Annotated in this window: 18 protein-coding genes and 1 pseudogene; 8 read left to right on the plus strand and 11 right to left on the minus strand. The window is 54.7% G+C overall.

Annotated elements, in window-relative coordinates:
* Positions 1-25 precede the first annotated feature (25 nt).
* From JAO79_RS11490 to JAO79_RS11505, 4 genes are read right to left on the minus strand one after another with little or no spacing between them, the layout of a single operon-like run.
* Positions 26-1,036, minus strand: a complete 1,011-nt coding sequence (locus tag JAO79_RS11490; protein WP_199007396.1) for a carbon-nitrogen hydrolase family protein — start codon at positions 1,034-1,036, stop codon at positions 26-28.
* Between the two features lie 27 nt (positions 1,037-1,063).
* Complete coding sequence (locus JAO79_RS11495; RefSeq protein WP_199007397.1) at positions 1,064-1,318, minus strand: hypothetical protein; 255 nt, start codon at positions 1,316-1,318, stop codon at positions 1,064-1,066.
* A 56-nt stretch (positions 1,319-1,374) separates the two neighbouring features.
* Positions 1,375-4,071, minus strand: coding sequence for a cation-transporting P-type ATPase (locus tag JAO79_RS11500; RefSeq protein WP_199007398.1), 2,697 nt, complete (start codon positions 4,069-4,071; stop codon positions 1,375-1,377).
* 59 nt (positions 4,072-4,130) lie between these two features.
* Positions 4,131-5,000 (minus strand): LysR family transcriptional regulator, encoded by an 870-nt coding sequence (locus JAO79_RS11505; RefSeq protein WP_199007399.1) that lies wholly within the window; start codon positions 4,998-5,000, stop codon positions 4,131-4,133.
* A gap of 94 nt (positions 5,001-5,094) precedes the next feature.
* Between JAO79_RS11505 and JAO79_RS11510 the strand changes: the two genes are divergently transcribed.
* Positions 5,095-5,595 carry a lactoylglutathione lyase family protein gene (locus tag JAO79_RS11510; protein WP_199007400.1) on the plus strand — a complete coding sequence of 167 codons (501 nt, stop codon included), beginning with the start codon at positions 5,095-5,097 and terminating at the stop codon, positions 5,593-5,595.
* Between the two features lie 58 nt (positions 5,596-5,653).
* Here the strand turns inward: JAO79_RS11510 and JAO79_RS11515 are convergent, their stop codons facing one another.
* The 4 genes from JAO79_RS11515 to JAO79_RS11530 all read right to left on the minus strand — a co-directional run bounded on the left by JAO79_RS11515 (position 5,654) and on the right by JAO79_RS11530 (position 9,607).
* Positions 5,654-7,591 carry a CocE/NonD family hydrolase gene (locus JAO79_RS11515; protein WP_199007401.1) on the minus strand — a complete coding sequence of 646 codons (1,938 nt, stop codon included), beginning with the start codon at positions 7,589-7,591 and terminating at the stop codon, positions 5,654-5,656.
* A gap of 175 nt (positions 7,592-7,766) precedes the next feature.
* Positions 7,767-8,195, minus strand: a complete 429-nt coding sequence (locus JAO79_RS11520; RefSeq protein WP_199007402.1) for a DUF4399 domain-containing protein — start codon at positions 8,193-8,195, stop codon at positions 7,767-7,769.
* A gap of 114 nt (positions 8,196-8,309) precedes the next feature.
* Positions 8,310-8,657, minus strand: a complete 348-nt coding sequence (locus tag JAO79_RS11525) for a 4a-hydroxytetrahydrobiopterin dehydratase (protein ID WP_199007403.1) — start codon at positions 8,655-8,657, stop codon at positions 8,310-8,312.
* A gap of 26 nt (positions 8,658-8,683) precedes the next feature.
* Positions 8,684-9,607: a M14 family metallocarboxypeptidase gene (locus tag JAO79_RS11530; protein ID WP_199007404.1), complete on the minus strand. Its 924-nt coding sequence runs from the start codon at positions 9,605-9,607 to the stop codon at positions 8,684-8,686.
* A 250-nt stretch (positions 9,608-9,857) separates the two neighbouring features.
* Between JAO79_RS11530 and JAO79_RS16570 the strand changes: the two are divergent.
* Positions 9,858-10,268 (plus strand): annotated as a pseudogene (locus tag JAO79_RS16570) (PACE efflux transporter); the annotation flags it as partial.
* An 11-nt stretch (positions 10,269-10,279) separates the two neighbouring features.
* On the opposite strand, the gene JAO79_RS11535 reads toward JAO79_RS16570, so the two are convergent.
* The gene (locus JAO79_RS11535) at positions 10,280-11,431 is read right to left on the minus strand and encodes a PQQ-dependent sugar dehydrogenase (RefSeq protein ID WP_227664561.1); all 1,152 of its coding nucleotides are present in this window, start codon (positions 11,429-11,431) and stop codon (positions 10,280-10,282) included.
* A 190-nt stretch (positions 11,432-11,621) separates the two neighbouring features.
* Between JAO79_RS11535 and JAO79_RS11540 the strand changes: the two genes are divergently transcribed.
* The 3 genes from JAO79_RS11540 (at position 11,622) to rlmF (ending at position 15,225) form a co-directional block, all read left to right on the plus strand.
* The gene (locus tag JAO79_RS11540) at positions 11,622-13,106 is read left to right on the plus strand and encodes a hypothetical protein (protein WP_199007406.1); all 1,485 of its coding nucleotides are present in this window, start codon (positions 11,622-11,624) and stop codon (positions 13,104-13,106) included.
* Positions 13,103-14,143: a succinylglutamate desuccinylase/aspartoacylase family protein gene (locus JAO79_RS11545; protein ID WP_227664562.1), complete on the plus strand. Its 1,041-nt coding sequence runs from the start codon at positions 13,103-13,105 to the stop codon at positions 14,141-14,143. Before JAO79_RS11540 ends, JAO79_RS11545 begins: the two co-directional genes overlap by 4 nt.
* A gap of 152 nt (positions 14,144-14,295) precedes the next feature.
* Positions 14,296-15,225, plus strand: coding sequence for a 23S rRNA (adenine(1618)-N(6))-methyltransferase RlmF (rlmF, locus tag JAO79_RS11550; protein WP_199007408.1), 930 nt, complete (start codon positions 14,296-14,298; stop codon positions 15,223-15,225).
* Positions 15,226-15,246: 21 nt separating this feature from the next.
* On the opposite strand, the gene JAO79_RS11555 is transcribed toward rlmF, so the two are convergent.
* A complete protein-coding gene (locus JAO79_RS11555) occupies positions 15,247-15,720 on the minus strand; it encodes an acyloxyacyl hydrolase (protein WP_199007409.1) in 474 nt (157 codons plus the stop codon).
* A 154-nt stretch (positions 15,721-15,874) separates the two neighbouring features.
* The gene (locus JAO79_RS11560; protein WP_199007410.1) at positions 15,875-16,195 is read right to left on the minus strand and encodes a hypothetical protein; all 321 of its coding nucleotides are present in this window, start codon (positions 16,193-16,195) and stop codon (positions 15,875-15,877) included.
* A 247-nt stretch (positions 16,196-16,442) separates the two neighbouring features.
* On the opposite strand from JAO79_RS11560, the gene imuA reads away from it, so the two are divergent.
* The 3 genes from imuA to JAO79_RS11575 are packed head-to-tail and all read left to right on the plus strand — an operon-like array spanning position 16,443 to position 21,671.
* The gene (imuA, locus tag JAO79_RS11565; protein WP_199007411.1) at positions 16,443-17,132 is read left to right on the plus strand and encodes a translesion DNA synthesis-associated protein ImuA; all 690 of its coding nucleotides are present in this window, start codon (positions 16,443-16,445) and stop codon (positions 17,130-17,132) included.
* Positions 17,133-17,136: 4 nt separating this feature from the next.
* Positions 17,137-18,555, plus strand: coding sequence for a Y-family DNA polymerase (locus JAO79_RS11570; RefSeq protein ID WP_199007412.1), 1,419 nt, complete (start codon positions 17,137-17,139; stop codon positions 18,553-18,555).
* A complete protein-coding gene (locus tag JAO79_RS11575; RefSeq protein WP_199007413.1) occupies positions 18,555-21,671 on the plus strand; it encodes an error-prone DNA polymerase in 3,117 nt (1,038 codons plus the stop codon). The genes JAO79_RS11570 and JAO79_RS11575 overlap by 1 nt, the downstream gene beginning before the upstream one ends.
* Positions 21,672-21,724 lie beyond the last annotated feature (53 nt).

Raw genomic sequence — 21,724 nt, forward strand, 5'->3', positions numbered from 1 at the left:
TCAGACCGCAGCGGCACAGCAACTACTATTTATGGCTATGGCGCTGCTCGTAACGCTGAGCTGCAAGCAACCCGGCAGCTCTTCCGTGCCTTCGATAATAGCTTTTCCCACAGAGATTCTGCTGGTGCCAATACGCTTTCATTAGCAAAGCATGATCAGGAAGCCAGAATCGATCCGCAATTTCCTCTGTTTCGGGCACGGAACCGACATCCACATCCGACACAACAATGCCAGGCCCCTCGCTTGTCCTGCGCTGGGCCAGAACCTGACCCCGCCCATCGACGATCTGGGTACACCCGACATAATGCGTCTCATAAGGCACCGAAGCTGAAAAGCCTGGGGCCAGCATGAACCCACCCGAAAACGCCCCACAGTGGGAGGCCTGAACAACCGGGGCTCCAATACGCCTGGCCAACTCGCTTGGGGCTTGCTCCGACAGGTACCGGTTATACTGCCCTAACGCCGCCAGTCCACGGTTTACCAGCCTGCCCCAATTCGCTGGCAGGGTCCACCAGTGAGTGCCACTCATGACTAAACCAACCCGGTCCTTCAAGCGTTTGGCGGTTTGATGTCGAATCAATTCCCAACAGACTGCCGCACCTACACCACCCAAAGCTGTTTGAAATACACCGTCATCCTTACCAGGGCCATAGAATGCGTTCTCCCACATGGTGGGCAAATCTTTATCATGAGTATGCATCTGCCCATCAGGCTCGACGAAGTAATAACGGTTATATATTTCCTCGTCCTCAGCAATCAACATGGAACCACCAATCCAGCAGCCATACTGCTTCGCCAGACTCACGAGCAAATCTACCGCCTCATTGTCAGGAGGCAAAACGGCATCGTGCACACGCTGGTCAAAAGCGATACGCGATGTAAAGAATTCAGGAAGCGCCACTACGTCAGCCCCTGCCGTCAAGGCCTCTTTGGCAAGCTGTTCAACGCGCTCCAGATTCACAGACACATCGCCAAGTTCCGCTTCAAGCTGAACTGCCGCAATGCGCCGTGTCGCGTTCTGCATTACTTTTTTCATGAATTTTCACCAGAAAGTGTGCAAGATTTAACCCCACCATCCCGAAGCCTTCTTCCCCACAACAAACAACACAGCAAGCACAGCCAACACACTGAGAGCCGCGGCAGGATAGGCCAGACTTTCGGGAACGCCAACCGCCCACACTAGCGTAAATACCAAACCTTGGAATGCCTCAACGGGCCACTGATGCACAGGCAGGTTCGAACTCGCAGTGAACAAGAAAATAAGGCCGATCAAACCAAGAATGGACGAGCAAATACCGAAGAGAATCGATCGGTTCATTCGGGGGCTACCGCAAAGAAGAAGGGTCATGACCGAGGCTAACATACCGGGTGTTGTTATATGTTAAATCTCCGTAAGCGCAGCCGAAGTTGTTTCTCCGTTTCAATGACAGCCAAAAGCATGATGCCCACACATACAATAATGACACCGTCCCGAAAAGGAACCGCGACAGTTTCAAACAACGATTGCAGAGGTGGCAGATACGTAATGGCGAATTGGGCAAGAGTGACAACGATCACTGTCGCCCAGACCACCTTCGTTCCTCTGATAGCTTTCCAGGTCAGCGAAGTGCCGAAAATATTGCGGATGAAAAACAGATGGAACACCTCCATCACTACCAGCGTATTGAGCGCGACGGTACGCGCTAATTCAACGGAATAGCCCTGATCCATTGCGTAGGCATACATGCCAAACACGCCCCCCAGAAACAGGGCTGACACAAACACAATATGCCACGCAAGCTCCCCCGTCAGTAGCGCCTCGTTTCTGGAGCGCGGTGGCCGGCGCATACTGTTGGCTTCGCACGGCTCGAACGCAAGCGCCATACCAAGCGTGACCGAGGTAATCAGGTTGATCCAAAGAATCTGTATCGGAGTAATCGGGAGCGTCATCCCAAACAGCAATGCCACAACAATGGTCATGGCCTCCCCGGCATTGGTCGGTAAGGTCCAACTTATAACCTTTTTGATATTATCGTAAACCGTTCGCCCTTCCCTGACTGCGGCCACGATGGTCGCGAAATTGTCATCCGCCAGAACGAACTCAGACGCTTCTTTGGCTGCCTCACTGCCTTTTAGGCCCATTGCGATACCCGCATCCGCGCGCTTGAGCGCAGGGGCGTCATTCACGCCATCCCCAGTCATGGCAACGGTCATACCCTGTGATTGCAAGGCCATCACCAAACGTAACTTGTGCTCCGGGCTGGTGCGGGCAAATACATCCACATCCAGAACGGCCTCGGCGAGCGCGCGCTCATCCATGCCATCAAGCTCGCGCCCGGTTAACACCCTATCGGGATTCTGCAATCCGACTTGCTTTCCGATAGCGGCGGCTGTTCCCTTGTGGTCCCCGGTGACCATCTTCACGCGGATGCCTGCACCCTGACTCTCTGCAATGGCAGACACGGCCTCGGGGCGCGGCGGGTCAATCAGTCCCACCAATCCAATCAGCGTCAGCCCCTGCTTTACGTCTGAAAATTCCAGAACCGTGTGTTCCGGCGCCACCGGTTGTACGGCAAACGCCAGCACCCGCTGCCCCAGAGCCGCGATTTCCCCGGCCATCGTATCCCAATAGGTTGCATCGAGTGGCTCCGCACTACCGCCAACCTTGCGCTGCTGGCTACACATCGACAATATCTGTTCAGGCGCGCCCTTCACGGAGACATAGGCCCGATTGTCATGGTTGTGTTCAAGCGTGGCCATGAAACGGTGCTTGGCATCAAAGGGAATCACATCGGTGCGGGTCCAGCCAGAAAACTTCTTATGGAAATCGATGCCAATCTTGCCAGACAGCGCCAGCAAAGCGCCTTCCATGGGATCGCCCTCTACCACCCAGGTACCGTCTCTGTGTTGCAGCGACGCGTCGTTACACAGCGCTGATACACGTCCAAGCTCGCACAAGGCCTCATGTTCCTGAGCGTTTACGGAGACATCGTTAAGTTTGATATTCCCCTTGGGCTCATACCCAACGCCCTCGAGCGAGAAAACCTCCGAGCTTGTTACCACCGAAGCGACCATCATCTCATTTCGAGTCAAGGTGCCGGTCTTATCGGTACAGATGACCGATATCGACCCCAACGTCTCAATAACCGGCAAGCGACGAACAATCGCATTACGCCGCGCCATTGCCTGAACTCCAACCGCCAGTGCGATGGTCAAAACCGCGGGCAAACCTTCAGGAATGGCGGCGACGAAAAGACCGACCACAGCCATAAACATGACCGAGAAATCGAAATGCTGGACGAAGTAACCGAACATCAAAAGCGCTGCAGCAACAAGCACGATCAGTGCTGTGAGCCAGCGGGAAAACACGTTCATTTGCCGAATCAACGGGGTTGTCAGCACCTCCACCGACGACAGCAAACCACTGATACGACCGATTTCGGTATTCGAGCCCGTGGCGACCACCACTCCCTGCCCCAAACCACTGGTGACGAGCGTCCCGCTGTACGCCATACAGGTTCTGTCTCCAAGGGGCGCGGCAGCACTAACGGCCTGGATGCATTTTTCAACCGGGACAGACTCTCCGGTGAGAATCGATTCCTGAATTTGAAGTGCGTTCACGTCCAAGAGGCGCAGGTCGGCGGGCACCTTGTCGCCAGCTTCCAACAAAACAATATCACCGGGTACCAGCGCTTCGCCTTCCACCGAGCAGCGAACGCCTTCGCGCAGCACCGATGCCTTCAAGGCCAACATCCGGCGAAGGGCACCCATCGCTTTTTCCGCCTTGCCCTCCTGAAAAAAACCGATCCCCGCATTGGCAACCACAACCGCCAGTATTACCAGTGTATCGGCCAGGTGCCCCAAAGCTGCGGTAATCGCAGCGGCTCCGAGCAAAACGTAAATGAGGATATTGTTGAAGTGGGACGAAAAGCGAATTAGCAGGCTTCGTTTCGCTGCTTCCGGAAGCCGATTTGGCCCGTATAGACGAAAGCGCTTTGCCACCTCTTCGGATGACAGGCCGTGTGTATTGGCTTCCAGAGCGTCAATCGCGCTCTCCGGTCCCCGTTCATGCCACGCGCTCTGTGCGTCCATGGCATCAAATCTCTACACGCATCATTTTCTCGCGCCCATTCACCGAACTTAGATTCAGTTTATAGCCACCGCTTGGCTTCGGCTATGACCGTTTCCATTCTTTTTTGGAGTGGTCTGTGGCGAAGGGAGCAAAGATAAAGCGTCTCCCTCACCGGCTGGGCCAGTTGATGGACCTTGATGAGATCCTGCCTCGGGAAAGCCTCAACCGCATGAGCCGGCAACACGGTAAAACCCAACCCTCGGCTCACCGGCTCGAGGATCAAACCAATCTGATTTGAAAACCCCTTCTTCGTGAACAAGTTACTGTGCTGAAATTCGCGGTAGTTCGCGCCAAGTAGCAGGTTAGCGTGATGACTGCCATCCGGATGGTCGATAAAACCAAGCGCCATCAACGTTTCCCACTCCGGGTGTTCAGTGGCTGCAGGCGTGACCAAAAGCAGGGACTCCTCAGCAACGGGCGTACAATCGACCTCGGGCAGTGTGGATTTTGCGGTCATGAACCCGATATCTACATCAGAACCTGCGATTGCGTGTTCCACATCGGTGTTAGGCGCAAACCGGTAATCGATGATGAGCTTCGGGTGTTTCTGCTGCAAAGTCAGCAGTTGAGGATATACCTTAAGCCCTACGCTACCCGGCGACATAATCCGGATGCTGCCCTCGTAAGGTGGATCCTCGGCGGCTACTTGTTCCAAATTCGACAAAGCGAGAAGAACACTCTGAGCTTCTTTATATAGCCGTTCACCGGCACCCGACAGCGAAAACTGCTTGCCTTGCCGCAACAGCAATTCTGTGCCGAGCTGCTCCTCTAATTTGCGCACGTGCTGACTCACCCCTGACTGGGTCATATGGAGACGCTCCGCCGTGCGAGTGAAATGTCCCTCCTCGGCGAGCGTGCAAAAACTGCGCAACCAATGAACGTTAATCATCACAAACCCTAATCAAAATAATGACAAAGGATAATTTTACGTTATCAAGAAGGCTATGTAACCTATTCTCAAGTTCACAATAGGAGCACAAGCAATGAGCAACGTTTACCCAAGAAACTTTTCACACATCGGGATATCCGTACCGGATCTTGAGCAGGCCGTTAAGTTCTACACGGACGTTCTGGGCTGGTACCTGATTATGAAACCGACCGAGATCGAAGAAGACGACAGTGCCATTGGCGAGATGTGTACGGAAGTGTTCGGCAAAGGCTGGGGAAGTTTCCGGATCGCCCACCTGTCTACCGGCGATCGAATTGGTGTTGAGCTATTTCAGTTCAGAAATCAAACCAATCCTGAAGATAACTTTGAGTATTGGAAGACCGGCATTTTCCACTTCTGCGTACAAGATCCGAACGTAGAAGAGCTCGCAGAACGCATCGTGGACGCTGGTGGCAAACGACGCATGGAGAAACCACGCTACTACTATCCGGGCGAAAAGCCCTACCGCATGATCTATATGGAAGATCCGTTCGGCAACATTCTGGAAATCTATAGCCACAGCTATGAGCTGATCTACAGTGAGGGCGCGTACTGACTCGCTGCCCCGCAGGGAATCTGGAGCGGCCAGCGTCGGCCGCTCCAGAACAAACCCTTTATGGTGCGTCGATCAGCGTTCCCTCCAGCAGCGGAAGCTGCACGGTCCCTGACACATTTACAAAGGGAACCAGCGCATCCCGCGACCAGCTGGCCGGGTACTGTAAATGGTATCCGGTTACCAACAACGCCAACTCGTCACCGGGCGCCAAAGATTCAGCTACACCGACCAACTGAATAACAGCGTCATTTTTCAAACCACGAACCGGCATCACCTGGTCGTCAATCAGATCCCAGCGACTCTCGCCTTCCGCACGCTTACCCAATCCGACAAACACAATCGGATCGCAGCCCGGAGCGTAGGGGCCCAACTCGCTGTCACACGACGTTTTACCCGCAAGATCCGACATCGTCAGCTGCATGGTCGGTATGCCGCCCAATACCCCACCGTCTTCGCCAACTTTACCCAGGAATAGAGCTTGAGGAGGCTGAGTTACGGTGGCAGCGGCCTCGTATCCGGATGCTACAGGTTGATCCGACGCAAACGCCCGCTCAACAGCATAGCGCCCTGTCAGCAACTGATCTTCACTGGCTGGCGCAGGGAAGCTGTCCATGGGAACCAACACCGACTGATCATCCTCGAGCGACAAACACACGTTGGTTTCGGTGCCATTAAAGTAACCGGCAAGTGGCTTGCCCTGCAGATGGTGCTCCAGCCAGTTCAGCGTGGCATCGGCAATCGAAATGCTGCCACAATGAAACTTGCCAGCGGCTCCCTGAAAGCCCGGAATTTCAAGCAAGCCCGCGGCTGGATCAATGTAAGTGCCCGGCTGCGCATCGTCCGGTGCCTCGACGGGAAGCACGTGCCCCGTCTGGTGAGTGAGCAATCGAATATCGCCGTCCGTTTGTGCCGACAAGCATGAGAAGTTGCGCCACGCTTCATTGAAGTTAAACAGCGTATCTTTCATGCCCTGAGTCAACAACACATCAACGTTATTGAAGGGGGTCGGTGGAACATCGAAGGCCGGTGGATTCATTTGGTAGGAAACCAGATCCGTATCCTCTGACACAGATAACGCGGTGCCCGCGCAGCGATAAGCCGGGCTGTGGTAATAGACGAAGTCCAGGCCTGCCTCTGGGAAACGGTTCAAGGAGGCCCCCTGTGCCAGAACCTCTTTCATGATCGGATCCAAGCCGCTGTTTCCATTACGGTATGAGCCACTCTCACCAATCCCCACCAGCACCAGATCCCACCCCGTCTTTATCACGTCACCGGGATTCAGGCTATAACGCAGATCATTCCACGTCATATCCGGCACCAAGGCATCGAGCCGCTGTTTCGGATCCAGACCATGAAGCAGGAATTGGAAGCCGCCGCCGTAACTGCCGCCGATAGCACCCGCCACCAGATTTGGATTCAACGCTTCGGGAAGGTCGGCCTCGTTTCGAAATTGCAGGTAATCCAGATTAGCTTCCGCCCAGTCAAGAATCTGCACCAGGTCTTGCCCCTCAAATTCCGGATCCATGACCCTCACAGTTCCCGTACTTTGCCCAAACCCCCGTTGGTCGATGGAGATGACTGCAAAGCCCGCTTCGCGGTAACTAGCGAAGCCATCGGTGCTGCGCGATCCACCGAAACCGTGTCCTTGCAAAACGAGCGGATGCCCAGCTTCGCAGTCTATTCCACCCGCAGGCTCAAGTACCTGGAAGGTAATGGTTTCATTGCTGGCAGAGCTAAGAGAAACCGAATAACTTCGCCCGCCTTCACGGGGCGATCCCTCAGCGCAGGAAACTAAAACGGGGTTAGGTAGTTTGCACTGCGGTGCCTGGCTATTGCCGGGGTTTTCGCAGGCCTGATCGGCGGAATTTCGCTGTTCTGTGGCTTGATCGGAACCGCCACTTCCCGAACCGGAATCGATACAGCCGGTGACAGCGAATGCTAAAGCGATGGGCGCCAACGCAAAGCGAGCAGAAAGAAATGAGAAACGGGAGGGCATCGATTGTTCTCCTTATTGTGTTTTGAAAACCCAATAAGGAGCACGTAGCGCAGACAAACTCGTTCCGCTACACAGAAACAAAGGCCCAACATGACATTATGACGCCACGTTCATTAATTATAAAACGGTGGTCGCACGAGTGCGTTCAGACACCCGCCAACCACCGGCTTGTGTGCTACTTGACCGTGATGGTGATTTTGTCGGAGACCACAGGCGTGCTATGAGGCACGTGGGCATGGTTACCCAATAATAACTGCAAGGTATGAGTACCGGGGGCAAGTTCGATTTCGGTTTCCGTCTGGCCGCCGCCAAAGTGCTTGATCTTATCGGTGGCTGGCAACGGCTTACTCAAATCAGCCGGCACGTCGGTATCAATCAAAAGGTGATGATGCCCGGTATTTTTCTTATCAACACCGGCCGGCGCAACGCCCATATTGCGAAGACCAAAAACCACTTTAATGGTTTGCCCAACCGTGGCCCCATCGGTGGGCTGAACAAAATACACTTCCGCGTTGTCCGGAGCTTCCGACATCATGCTTCCCGCGAAAGTCATCATCGGTGCAACCAGCAAAGCCGACAACAAAGTCATTGTGCTTTTCTTCATGCTGCCCTCCCCTATCTCCGATTATTAACCGCTGCGTGATACAGACCACACAGTCTGACTGACAACATAACAAGGCTAGACCAAGATCAGCACCACTGCCTCCCCAAAGGCAAGTTACTCTGGATCAGCCAATAAAGCGTCAGTTTTGGCGGCCATAATAAAATCATTCCGGTGCAGTCCGCCGATAGCGTGGGTCCACCAGCTGACCGTCACTTTGCCGTACTCCAGAAGAATCGCAGGATGGTGGTTTTCCGCCTCAGCCAGATCACCTACTTGATTAGCGAATGCCTGAGCCTGGGCGAAGTTTTTGAACTTAAAAACCTTTTTGAGCTTCTCTTCGCTCTGTGCATCCACAAGGCGCCAGTCCGGGACTTTCCCGCACAAAAGCTCCTTCTCATCGCCGGTCACCGTGGGCGCACCTTTACGGCACGCCTCGCAGTGTTGCTCAGCCAATTCACTCATCGCTGCTCTCCCTAAATGTCGTTCGCTTATCGGTTCGCGATCGCGTAACCAATTCCCGCGCACACGGCAGCAACCTGTGCCGCATTGCACTGATCAGGTGTCGCTCTTGGGCTGTCGGGATAAACCTCGGTTGTGGTCCGGTATGGGGCGTTCGTGATACCTGCACACAACCCGAGCTGTTGAAGCGGATACTGGATAACACCGCGCGAAGCGACAGGCGAGCCGAAGATCTCCCCTTTATCATCAGCAGGTGCGATATGCGTTACCTGCTCCACCGCTTCTATGATGGCCTGCTGAAATTCCGGCTGCGGATTTTCACTATCATCGACCAAATAGAAACCGTCTGGTATGTCGCCCGGCTCAAACGACTTACCGTCCCGGGCAGCCAGTGCGGGGCGAAACTCGGTTTCATCGGTATCCGTGGTTTCGTGCAAGTCCATATGCAACAGCGCACGATTGCGGATGGGCGTTACCAATCGCATAAGAGCTGCCGATTCCCCCGCGGGGCTGTTTTCGTGGAAAGAGCGGTTGGGATCGATCGCGTCTGCGTTCCAGCGATGGATACGCTCGTATGCCCAAGGGCTGACACACGGTGCAACCAAAAGGTTCACACGATCCGCGTAATCCGAGGCATACTGCTCAACGAACTGCAGTGCGCCATGCACACCGCTGGTTTCATAGCCATGCACCCCGCCCGTAATCAGCACAATCGGCAGATCGTCATTCCAGTCGCGACTGCGAATCGCCATCAGCGGATAGCGATCAGAGCCATACTCCAAACACCCATATTCTTCTACGTCAAAATCCGGTTTCAGGCGTTCGATAACGCTCAACACTTCGGATTCATAGCTGCGCTGCCGGGACTGTTGTGACAACCACTCAGTGCGCTCTGCGGCCCCCCACGCGGTGCCGGGTATGCCGATTGGGTAGGGGCTGGGAGCGGTGTTCATAATACGGTTCTCCAGAAATGTGCGGAACATGCGGATATTCTAGCATTTGCGATCCAGCCTGAGCCCCCATCCCAATCACAGCGCCGGGCTCATGAACACTCCACCAGAGTTTGGGGTTTAAGTAGCGGCAATGCTAATATCGCAGCGCAGGCGGAAACCGTGGCTCTGCGCTGTGGAATGCTCATTTCACAGGTCATTATCAACCGGGACGGGCCGGCTCTTCAGTTGTCAAAGGGCCAAGAAAAGCCCTATGGAGTTTCTGTTGATATCACTCAGCCCCATTAAACGTCGTCTTCTTTACGTCGCACTGTTCGAATTTTTCGGCATCCTGTTCAGTACGGTCATTCTTATGGCCCTAAGTAAGGGTGATGCACACGAGTCATTACCCGTAGCGATCATCGTTTCCAGCGCAGCCGTCATCTGGAACTTCATCTACAACACCGGCTTCGAGTTTTGGGAAGTGCGCAGACAGATTACCGTCCGCACTTTTGCAATACGCTGTATGCACGCAACGGGCTTTGAGGTGGGCTTATTCATCATTTGCCTGCCACTTTACATGTATTGGTACGATGTCGGGCTCTGGACCGCCGCAACCATGGAGGCTGCGATTTTGATCTTTTTCTTGGTCTACACCTTCATTTTTACCCTGATGTTTGATCAAGTATTTACTCGTCATTCAAGCGAGGAAAAGCGCGATTCAAGTCGCAGGAGGCGACCGCCGGCTCCATCCTCAAGCAACCATAGCGCACCTTCAGGCCCGACTTCTACCTCTCGGATACGCGCACCCATGGCGAAACGCTCGGCTTCTTCAGCCTCCTGACCGTTGATTCGGATTCGTAACAGAGACTCTGACCGCAGGCCGCCGATAAAGGCCTGGCCCTGCCACTCAGGAAACATAGCACCGTCGTATAGAGCCAGGCCAGAAGGGGCCACCGTTGGCACCCAGTAGATCGCCGGCGCTTTGAACTCAGGGCGCGTGTCATGATCGGGAATGGGAAAGCCGGAGTAATGATCCCCCCAGGAAACCAAAGGCCAACCGTAATTCTCGCCGGCCACTGTCAGGTTCAACTCGTCGCCGTGCCTGGGGCCCATTTCGTGGGTCCAAAGCTGCCCCTGTTTGTCGAATGCAATGCCGAGTACATTGCGATGCCCGAGCGACCAAAAGGATTTTGCGAGCTCGCCTTGATCCTGAAACGGATTATCCTTTGGAATGGAGCCGTCCGGGTTAATCCGGATCACCTTGCCCAGGTTCTGATCCCAATGCTGAGCCGGCTCGAGTTTTTGCCGGTCACCCGAGGTGATAAACAAATGCCCTTCAGGCCTAAATGCCAGCCGGTGGGAGTAATGCCCTGCGCCAGAAACCTTCGGAGTCTGGCGCCAGATAACCTGGAGATTTTCGAGAGATGGTGGGTCTGCCGCGATATTCAGCTCGGCTCGAGCAACCACGGCTCCTTTTTTCCGCCAGGAACCCTGCTCTGCATACGACAGATAAATCCAGTGGTTATCCGGATAACTCGGATGAAGAACAACGTCCCCCAAGCCACCCTGGCCGCCATAGGCCACCTCTGGCATGCCTTGAACCGCCAATTTACTGCGATCTTCCAAGCGAACCAGATACAGCGTTCCTGATTTTTCAGTGACAAGGAGCTGTCCATTCGGGAGAAAGGTCATGGCCCAAGGTTCATCAAATTCGCCATAGCTTTCAGCGATAAGAGTCGAACCTGAATTACCGTGAACCAAGTTTTCCACTCGCTTGCCGTAGGTGTTGCCGCACAACCCAACGCCGATAAGGAATAGGCATAAGATGACTTGCGATGTTTTCATCATTCGCCCCACGTCAGCAGCAAGCATTTATCCAGAGTATAGGCTAAAGCGCACCCCGCATCGCACACGCAGTTGACCCAAGCTGTCAGACTTAAACCCTCAACTTGAACCAGGAAAAAACCGACCGGGCTGGTGCCGGGCGCACCTTCCGCTATTATCAAGATAGGATCCCGTTTAAGGCGAATTTGCTGTGGGACTGTCGATCAAAAAATCGGAATTTACCGAAGAAGAGTTTGAACAATTTTCTGCAAAGGTCCGAACGGACCTGACAGCACTCTCTTGCCTTCTAGAACGACCGGGCTTTGGCGAAGGCGAGAGCTCGATTGGCGCCGAGGTAGAGTTCTACATCGTCAACTCTGACCTGCACGTTCAACCCATTAACACTGAAATCGCCGCCAGCGTTCAAGATCCCCAACTGACGCTAGAGCTAAACCGATTCAATCTCGAATACAACCTCAGCCCCCAAGCCTTCAAAGGCACTCCATTTACCAAAACGGAGCAAGAACTGCTCGCTGCCATCCAACGCATCGATGAGCACGCCGCGCCATTAGGTGGGAAATTGGTACCGATCGGCATTTTGCCCACGCTCCGCCCGTCCGATACCGGACCGGACGCGATGACAGACGAACCCCGCTACCACGTCCTATCCAAAGCGCTGGTGAAGCAGCGAGGGGAACCATTCAGCATCCATATTCGTGGCGAAGATGCTATCAACGTAACAACCGACGACGTCACCATGGAAGGGGCGAACACCTCCTTCCAGCTACACTGGCGTGTTCCGGCTCATCGTTTTGCCGATTATTTCAATGCCGTCCAACTGGTGACGCCGATAGCCTTGGCTCTGGCCTGCAACTCGCCCAGTCTGTTTGGCCACGGCCTCTGGGACGAGACCCGCATTGCTCTGTTCAAGCAATCCATTGATAGCCGTTCCTCCAGTTTTAAATCCTGGCGCCATCCACCCAGGGTCTATTTCGGCAGCGGTTGGGCACGCAGCGCCTGGGAATTATTTGCGGCTTCCGCCTCACTGTATCCCCCCATCATCCCCCTGATGTCAGAGGAAGATCCTATGGCTGTGCTGGCTCGAGGCGAGGTGCCGAAACTGGCCGAACTGCGCCTGCACCATGGCACCACCTGGCCTTGGAACCGGGCCATCTTTGATCCCTCAGAGGGTGGCCATCTGCGCATCGAGCTTCGCTTCATGCCCGCTGGCCCGACACCAGTGGACATGTGTGCAAACGGGTTGTTCGTGATTGGGGCTGCACTAGCCGTTCTCGAGGACATTCATCATCTGACGTCGATCCTTCCGTTCAACTACGCCGAGCACAATTTCTACCGTGCCGCAAAATATGGCCTGGACGCAGACATCGTTTGGCCGCACAAAGATCAGGTTCAGCTGCAGGCTTCCCCCCTGTTAACGGTGGCCCGTGAGCTCTTGTCGCGCGCCCGGGAAGAATTGAAAAAAACAGCGGTAGACGAGACCGAAATCACCCTCTTACTGGGAATTATCGAAGGCCGAGTTGTAAATGCCATGACGGGCGCCCAATGGCAGCGCCACATTACCGATTCCTTCCTAAAAACCCTGAGCCCCGATGAGGCGTTCCGAAGCATGCTGTCGCTTTACATGACCAACCAAAATAAAAACACGCCGGTCCATGAATGGTCCCTGTCACCATGAGCAAATCAAACCTGCTTGATTATTTGAATGACCCATCTCCCCGAACGCTGGGGCGCTCTCCACTAGAGTGGCTGGACCGATTACACCGGCCCACAGTTATTCATGTTGCCGGTCGTGACCGCTCTCGGACCCGTGCCATGGCCACACTGCTTCACGGAAATGAGCCTTCGGGTCTGTTTGCGCTTCACCGGTGGCTGCTTGAGCAGCACACGCCTAGAGTCAACATGCTGTTCCTTTTGGGAGGCGTCTATCCCGCAAAGCGGCCGCCCACACTGTCGTACCGTCAGCTACCTAACGGTCGAGATCTGAACCGGTGCTTCCAAAAACCCTTTAAGGGTATAGAGGGAGCGATTGCCGAGGCCCTTCTGGCCGAACTTCACAAGGCCCAACCCGAGTGCCTGCTAGACGTGCACAACACTTCAGGCACAGGGCCGGCCTTTGCGGTAACCATCACGAATGATGCTGCTCATCAAGCCCTGGCATCACTGTTTACCGATCGGCTCATCATGACGGACCTTCGCTTGGGAGCACTGATGGAATATTCGGAACAGGAGGTTCCCACGATTACCATCGAGTGTGGAGGGTCCCAGGATGAACAGGCTCACCAGCTCGCGTACGAGGGGCTCGTGCGCTACACCTCGAAACCAGACGTGTTGTCACTGGACAATGCGGATTGGAACGTCGCAGTACTGCGCAATCCCATTCGGGTGGAGCTAGCCTCTGACGCAACCATAGAGTATCGCATGGAGCCCAGCGGTCAGGCCGACCTTACGTTTCCGCCAGACATCGAACGGCGCAATTTCGGAACTGTTTCACCGGATGAACCCCTAGGATGGGTTGGGCAGAAAGATTTGGGTATGCTCACCGCGATCGGCCATAACCGGACCGAGAATATGGAAAAAGTCCTGAAGATAAAGAACGGGAAAATTTACCCCGTCCAGGCCATCAAACTCTTTATGATCACCACCAACCCGATAATTGCAAAGAGTGACTGCCTGTTCTACGCCGTCAAAGAAACTGGCGAACCCATTTTCTGAGAGTTAACGAGTAAAGCTGCGATCCAGTAAATTACTGATGATGTGCTTTCGGACGGAACTGGCTCATATGCCCAGCATATACATTAGGCTTATAATGGGGCTCGAAGCCAGACCCAGTCTACGTTTAAATTCAAAGCCCCGGGCCGATTACTGTGAACTCTCTTCAGCGAAGAAAAAACCAAGGCAAACCTGTTCGCAAGAATCTGCACCCGAGAAACCTGCACAACCAAGGCTACGATTTCCCGGCCCTGATAAAAAAGCACCCGGCGCTAGAAGCTCATGTAAAACCGAACGCTCACGGTAACCTATCCATCGACTTCGCAGACCCGTTGGCGGTAAAAACCCTCAACGCCGCGCTATTAAACCGATACTACAACATTGCCAACTGGGATATTCCAGAGGGAGCGCTCTGCCCTCCCATACCGGGCAGAGCGGACTACATCCATCACGTGGCTGATTTGCCGGGATTAGAAAGCCCAAGCATCAGGATGCTCGACATCGGAACCGGGGCGAACGGAATCTACCCGCTACTGGCCTGCCAAATATACGATTGGCAGTGTGTCGGTAGTGACATCAACCCTCAGTCACTGGAAAACGTTGCCAGGATCATCGCCAATAATCCCGCGCTCAAAAGCCGTTTCACGTTGCGTAGACAGCCTGATAGAAACCATATTTTCGAAGGGATTATTCAGCCTGGGGAGTTCTTTGACGTAAGCGTATGCAACCCACCTTTTCATGCCTCGCTCGATGAAGCAGTCAAAGGTAGCCAGCGTAAACTCAAGAACCTTGCCCGTAGTCGCGGCGAGCAGAAAGGACAAAGCAAATCCCCTACCTTGAACTTTGGGGGCCTGGGTGCAGAGCTTTGGTGCAAGGGAGGCGAGCAGCTGTTTCTCAAAAAGCTCATCAAAGAAAGCCAAGCGTATTCAAGCCAATGCCGCTGGTTTACCAGTCTGGTCTCCAAAGCCGACAACGTTAAGCCCGCAAAAAAGTGGATCCTCAAGCTCGGCGCGGTTGATATTCGCGAGATAGAGATGAAACAGGGAAACAAGGTTACACGGGTGCTGGCCTGGACATTCATCTAAGCCCAGCCAGAGACATGAAGATCAAAATCGGTAGCTAAGCTCGATCATGTGGAAATCCGCCCCGGTGGTATCTGATCCATTAACGCTGGCGTCGGAATAATGCAGGAAGCGATACCCCAGCCCCAGATTTCTAAAAAGCGGAAAAGTGACGCCCGAGGTCAAGGCAAACTGAAAAGGCCCACCAAAATCCTGGGTACCAAAACGCCACCTGCTGAACAAAGCACCTCCTGCGCCCAGGTCCAGGACAAAACGACCGTTCTCACTGCCTAACGTCAATTCCGGAATGAGCGACACAACAAGCGCATTTTTGCCCGCTCCCCGCAAAAGTCCCCCGCTCGCCATCAAGCGGCTACCTACCCCCCAGCCTGACGCGAAATAGCTTTGCCAGGGTAAAGGGAACACTGCCGACACATCGTATTCCTTAAAGTCTTCCGGTGCGTCTTCTCCAAGCAAGGTTTTCTCTGAAACCCGTGCACGCACACTGAGACTCTGCAACTCCAGATCTCCAGCATAGCTCGGGGCTGAATGAAGTAACCAGCAGATGACCAATGGCAGCACGAAACGAAAGAAATGGCGACAAGAAACCATTGCTGGCAGCCCCCGCTGAGTATGAATAAGGGTTGTGCCTCACGCCCTATACAGACGTTTGTTATTGCTTAGTTTCCAGCTTGGCTTTTGCAGCCATATAGTCGGGTGTGCGCCCCACATCTTCGTAAATGGGATTACCCTCTTCAACGCGAATCACCTTATCGCCAGCCACATAGGGCATTTGCTCTTCTATTTGCAGCAACGCGGTGCTGATTATGTTAGCAAGCAAATCACCGGCAGGTAATTTATAAGTCTCGGCAAGTGCTTCAACCTTAATCAGGTCTGTCTTATTCAGAACAACCTTGGTACTGACCTGCTCTTTGACATGGGTTGAACGTAGCTCCCAATCATCGAGCATCTTCTTGATCAAGCGGCTGGTCATATTGGACTCCTGTTCGATTTATAAGAAACCTTTGATTGAGTCAGGGTTTTCCAAGGAATCAGGACGTACCGTGCTTACTCGAGCATAAACACAGCCCCCTGAGATAGTCAAACGCTGACCAGAGGCAAATCTGAAGTTCTCAGTGCTATCAACAAAACATTTTAGAACAAAACAATCGCACCACTTTGTTGAAATTCTACCCTCTTAAGAATACTGTATATATAAACAGTATTGAGAGAATTTCCCCATGAGCGAATTGCTGAGCAGCCTTCTTCAAGATGCCCGCGTTTGGCAGGGCCACCAGCATAAGAAGACCACCCAGCCTGCGGAACCAACAGGATACCAGTCCCTGGACAATCAACTCGGCGGGCTTGGCTGGCCTAAGGGCGCATTGAGTGAATGTTTGCTGGATAGCTGCGGTATTGGCGAACTGCATCTTGTGTTGCCACTCATGCAGCGAGTGTCCAATGAAGGTAAGACCATCTTCTGGCTGAACCCGCCGCACACGCCCTATGCGCCGGCTTTGGCCCGGGAGGGGGTTAATCTGGATCATGTGGTAATGGTCACAACTCAAGATCAGAACGACTTTTTGTGGACGCTCGAAAACTGCCTTCGTTCACCGGTTACCGGGTTGGTTTTAGCCTGGCCGGGCACGCTGGCCAGCCGCGATGTTCGCCGGTTGCAGTTAGCCTCGGAAGCCGGCGGTAATGTGTGTGTGCTTTTTCGTAGCCGCCGCCATGTTGAACAAAATTCTCCGGCCGCATTACGGCTGGAGCTTGTTCCGGATGAGCACCAGAAACTCAAGATCAACATCATAAAGCGCCGAGGCAGCTGGCCCGGCCAGCGCTGCTCTCTGGCCATCGGGCACCGAGCCAACCTTGCCAGCCAGGATTCCACCCGCGTGATTCAAGGGCCTTGGGCTGAGGCTGTTCGGTAAACTTATGCTTTGGTTATATCTGCACTTCCCTCACCTGTTGCTGGACCACATCCAACGTAATCAAGATGCGACGGGCGCTCTTGTGATTGTGGATGGCTCAGGACAAGCCGTTACGCAAGCCTGTGCCACTGCTCAGGAATTAGGCGTTGAGGTAGGCATGCGCCTGAAAACCGCACTTGGCCTGGCGCCTGACCTGCACATTATGCAAGCCAACCCGAAGCAGGAAGTCTGGCTTCTTGAAGACCAGGCGCGCTGGCTATATCACTACGCTGCACACATCACCCTGGCGCCACCCGATGGTCTTTGGGCTGAAGTCAGTAGTCTGCAAAAATTGTATGGTGGGCTCCCCGCCATCTGGCAAACCCTGGAACAAGCGTTAACCGAGCGCCAGCTCACCGCCTGGATCGCCATCGGCCACACGCCACAGACCGCTCGCTTGTTGGCGCTCACGGGCAAAGGCGAATGTACTGATGACAAAGGCCGCATCATGACGGCACTAGGCAACCTGCCGCTGCAGGCCGCTGGTTTCGATAAGAAGGCCTGCTCTCGCCTGCAACGATTGGGGCTGAGCACGCTCGCGGATGTATTCGCCCTACCCGCTCCTGAGTTAGCTCGGAGGCTATCACCCGAACTACTCAGCACGGTGCAGAAAATTCAGGGAACCCGCGCAGACCCGAAAACACCTTGGCAGCCACCTCATACATTCCGACATCGGGCGGATTTCATTCAGGAGGTGGAGCATACTCAAGGACTCTTATTTTCATTGCAGCGAATTCTGTCAGAACTGGAGGAAGACCTCTGCTGGCGCCAGCAAGATACCGACACCCTTCAGATCTCACTGCAACACCGCCACCAGGAATCGACACGACTTCTCATCCGAACCACGGGGCCCGAGCATCGTGCAGAGGTGTTTTTAAAGCTGATTCGCCTGAAGCTTGACCAGCAGCCCTTGAGTGCGCCGGTCACTGCGCTGACGCTCACCGTCAAACGGTTTGCCGGCCGGGCGGCGCCAACCGGGCAGGATTTGCTGGGCGAATCACAGGATCTGAACGAAGCCTGGCACACCCTGATCAGCCGGCTTCAGGCCCGACTGGGGGATCAGGCACTGAAACAACTGGCACCGTCCGAAGACCATCGGCCAGAATGCGCCTGGTCCGCTAATGCAGTGCGCAAACCCACAAAACAGCCTGAAACGGAGCCAGCCCCACTCCCCCACCGCCCATTATGGTTGCTTAAAGGCCCTCAGTCTCTGGACCAAACGCCCACACATTGGCTATCCGGCCCGGAGCGCATAAGCAGTGGTTGGTGGGATGGCCAGCGGGTTCACCGGGATTATTACATCGCCCAGCTACCGGGTGGTGAGCTGGCGTGGGTATTCCGTGATCATCAGGATGGGTGGTTCATCCACGGGTGGTTTGGCTAATGGCGACGGGTTATGCAGAACTTTTCTGCTTCAGCAATTTCACCTTTCTGACCGGCGCTTCGCACCCCCACGAGCTAGCCGAACGGGCATTGGAACTAGGCTATAACGCCATCGCAATCACCGATGCGTGTTCAGTAGCCGGCATCCCCAGAGCTTGGGCCGCATTGAAAGACAGCCCCGTGAAGCTGATTACCGGCAGTTGGTTCGAATTGAATGATGCTCCCAGCAGCTCCATTGCCCCTCGATTCATCCTGTTGGCGAAAGACCGGCAGGGTTATGCTCAGCTGTGCAAGCTGATCACTACCGGCCGGCGCCGTGCCGAAAAAGGCCGCTATCAGCTTTTCGCACGGGATATCGAAACCCACGAACTGGACCGCTGTTTTTGCTTATGGTTACCTCCCTCAACGGAGCACGCCACACTCCCTCAAACCATCGCTTGCGGTGAATGGCTGTTGCGGCTATTTGAGCAGCGATTGCGGGTTGCCGCCAGCCGTTCTCTGGAGGTCGGAGAGGAACTGCAACTGGCCCGGATTCGCGAATTGGCCGACCATTTACGCATTCCGGTGGTCGCCACCGGCGAAGTGCACATGCACAGCCGGGACCGGCAGCCATTACAAGACGTTCTCACGGCCCTGCGCAATCACAAAACCCTGGAAAACGCCGGGCACTGCCTGTTTCAGAATGGAGAGCGATACCTTCGCCCTCTTTCTGTGCTGCAAAAACTCTTTCCGGAAAGCTGGATACGCGAAACCATCCAGATCGCCAACGCCTGTCAGTTCGAACCCGGCAGCCTCCGTTACGAATACCCGCCCGATCTAGTGCCATCTGGTGAAACACCGGCCGGCCTATTGAAGCGCCTGACACAAGAAGGCGAACGCCGTCGATATCCCAGCGGCACGCCATTGAAAGTTCAGGCGTTGATTCGCAAAGAGCTGGGGCTGATTTCGGAGATGAAATATGAGCACTACTTTCTGACCATTCACGACATAGTCGCGTTTGCCCGAAGCCAAGGCATCTTGTGCCAGGGGCGAGGCTCGGCCGCTAACTCGGCAGTCTGTTACTGCCTGGGTATTACGGAAGTAAACCCCACCAAAGTCGAACTGCTGTTTGAACGCTTTATCTCGAAGGATAGGAACGAGCCGCCCGATATCGATGTGGATTTCGAGCACCAACGGCGTGAAGAGGTCATCCAGTATATCTACCAACGTTACGGCCGCGAGCGAGCTGCGCTAGCCGCAACGGTGATCCGGTACCGGCCCCGCAGTGCCATTCGGGATGTTGGTAAAGCACTGGGCTTCGATGCTGCTTTAGTCGAGAAACTGCTGGATGGCATCGACTGGCGCGACAAATCCACCAACTGGCACCAACAGATTCTCGACAAAGGGCTGACTCAGAATCCGCAAATGGCCAACCAGTTTTTCACACTGGTGAACACCTTGCTGGGTTTCCCCCGACATTTGTCCCAACACGTTGGCGGCTTCGTCATCAGCGCCGGCCCACTCTCGGAACTGGTGCCGGTTGAAAATGCCGCCATGCAAGACCGCACCGTTATCCAGTGGGATAAGGACGACCTGGAAAGCCTCGGTTTGATGAAGGTGGATGTTCTCGCCCTTGGTATGCTGACCGCCATCCGAAAGGCCCTGGAACTGATCAGCACAGAAAAAGGTACACCCTTTACCATTCAGGATATCCCTCAAGAAGACCCCGACACCTACGCCATGCTGCAAAAAGGCGACAGCATTGGCGTGTTTCAGGTGGAGTCTCGTGCTCAGATCAACATGCTGCCCCGGCTAAAGCCCGAGACCTACTACGACCTGGTCATTGAAGTGGCCATTGTGCGCCCGGGTCCGATTCAGGGCGACATGGTGCACCCCTACCTTCGCCGGAAACACGGACTGGAGCCGGTCGAGTTCCCCAACGATGCCATTCGACAGGTACTGGAGCGAACTTTAGGTGTGCCCATCTTCCAGGAGCAGGTGATCAAACTCGCCATGGTGGCCGCCGGCTTTAGTGCTGGTGAAGCCGACAAACTCCGCCGCGCCATGGCGGCTTGGAAATCACACGGCGACCTCACTCCGTTCCGGGACAAACTGATCAGCGGCATGCTGGAACGGGGTCATAACCAGGACTTCGCCGAGCGCTTATATCAGCAAATATGCGGGTTTGGCGGTTACGGTTTCCCAGAATCTCACGCTGCCAGTTTTGCTCTTCTGGTGTATGTATCCGCTTGGATCAAGCGCCATCATCCGGCGGCATTTTACTGCGCCTTGCTCAACAGTCAGCCTATGGGATTCTATTCGCCAAGCCAACTGGTACAAGACGCCCGCCGGCATGACGTAACCGTGCTGCCGCCAGACGTAAACTTCAGTCAATGGGAGCACACACTGGAGGGACCAACCCACCAGCTGCGCTTGGGGTTGCGAATTGTTCAGGGCCTATCAAGGCATGGCGGCCAGCGCATCTACGAAAATCGTCCAAGGCAAGGCTATCGCTCCGCCAGCGAACTGCGCACCGGCGCCAGCCTCAACCAGCGTGACATGGAGTTACTCGCGGGCGCCAATGCCATGGCCGGTTTTACCGCAGACCGCCATCAAGCCTATTGGCAGCTGTTGGACTACGAAGAACCTTCCGCGTTGTTTGCCCAAGAAACCGAAACGGATTACCAGTCCGAGCCTTGCAAACAGTTACCTCAGCCTACCGAGGGCCAAAACGTACTGGCAGACTACCGCAGCCAAGGCCTGACTCTGCAACGACATCCACTGGCGCTGCTCCGAGAGCAAGGCCATCTTCAACACTGCCTAACCGCCGAACAACTGAGAACCACCCGCCCCGGCATCCCCGTGCAAGTGGCCGGCCTGGTTACGGGTCGGCAGAGGCCAGGATCTGCGGCTGGCGTTACCTTTGTCACTCTTGAAGATGAAACGGGCAACGTAAACGTGGTTGTTTGGTTGGCAACCGCCCGCCAGCAACGCAAGCCGCTTCTTACGGCGCGGCTGCTACACGTAAAGGGGGTGATCGAAAAAGAGGGCGACATCGTGCACGTAATGGCAGGAAAACTTTCAGACTTGAGCCACCTGATAAATACGTTACCGGTCAGTTCACGAGATTTTCACTGACCACAAAAAACCCCGCCGAAGCGGGGTTTTTCTCACTACAGCTAGATAGCAAC

Origin of the sequence: Marinobacter litoralis, assembly GCF_016427555.1 — a bacterium.
Lineage (GTDB): Bacteria > Pseudomonadota > Gammaproteobacteria > Pseudomonadales > Oleiphilaceae > Marinobacter > Marinobacter litoralis_A.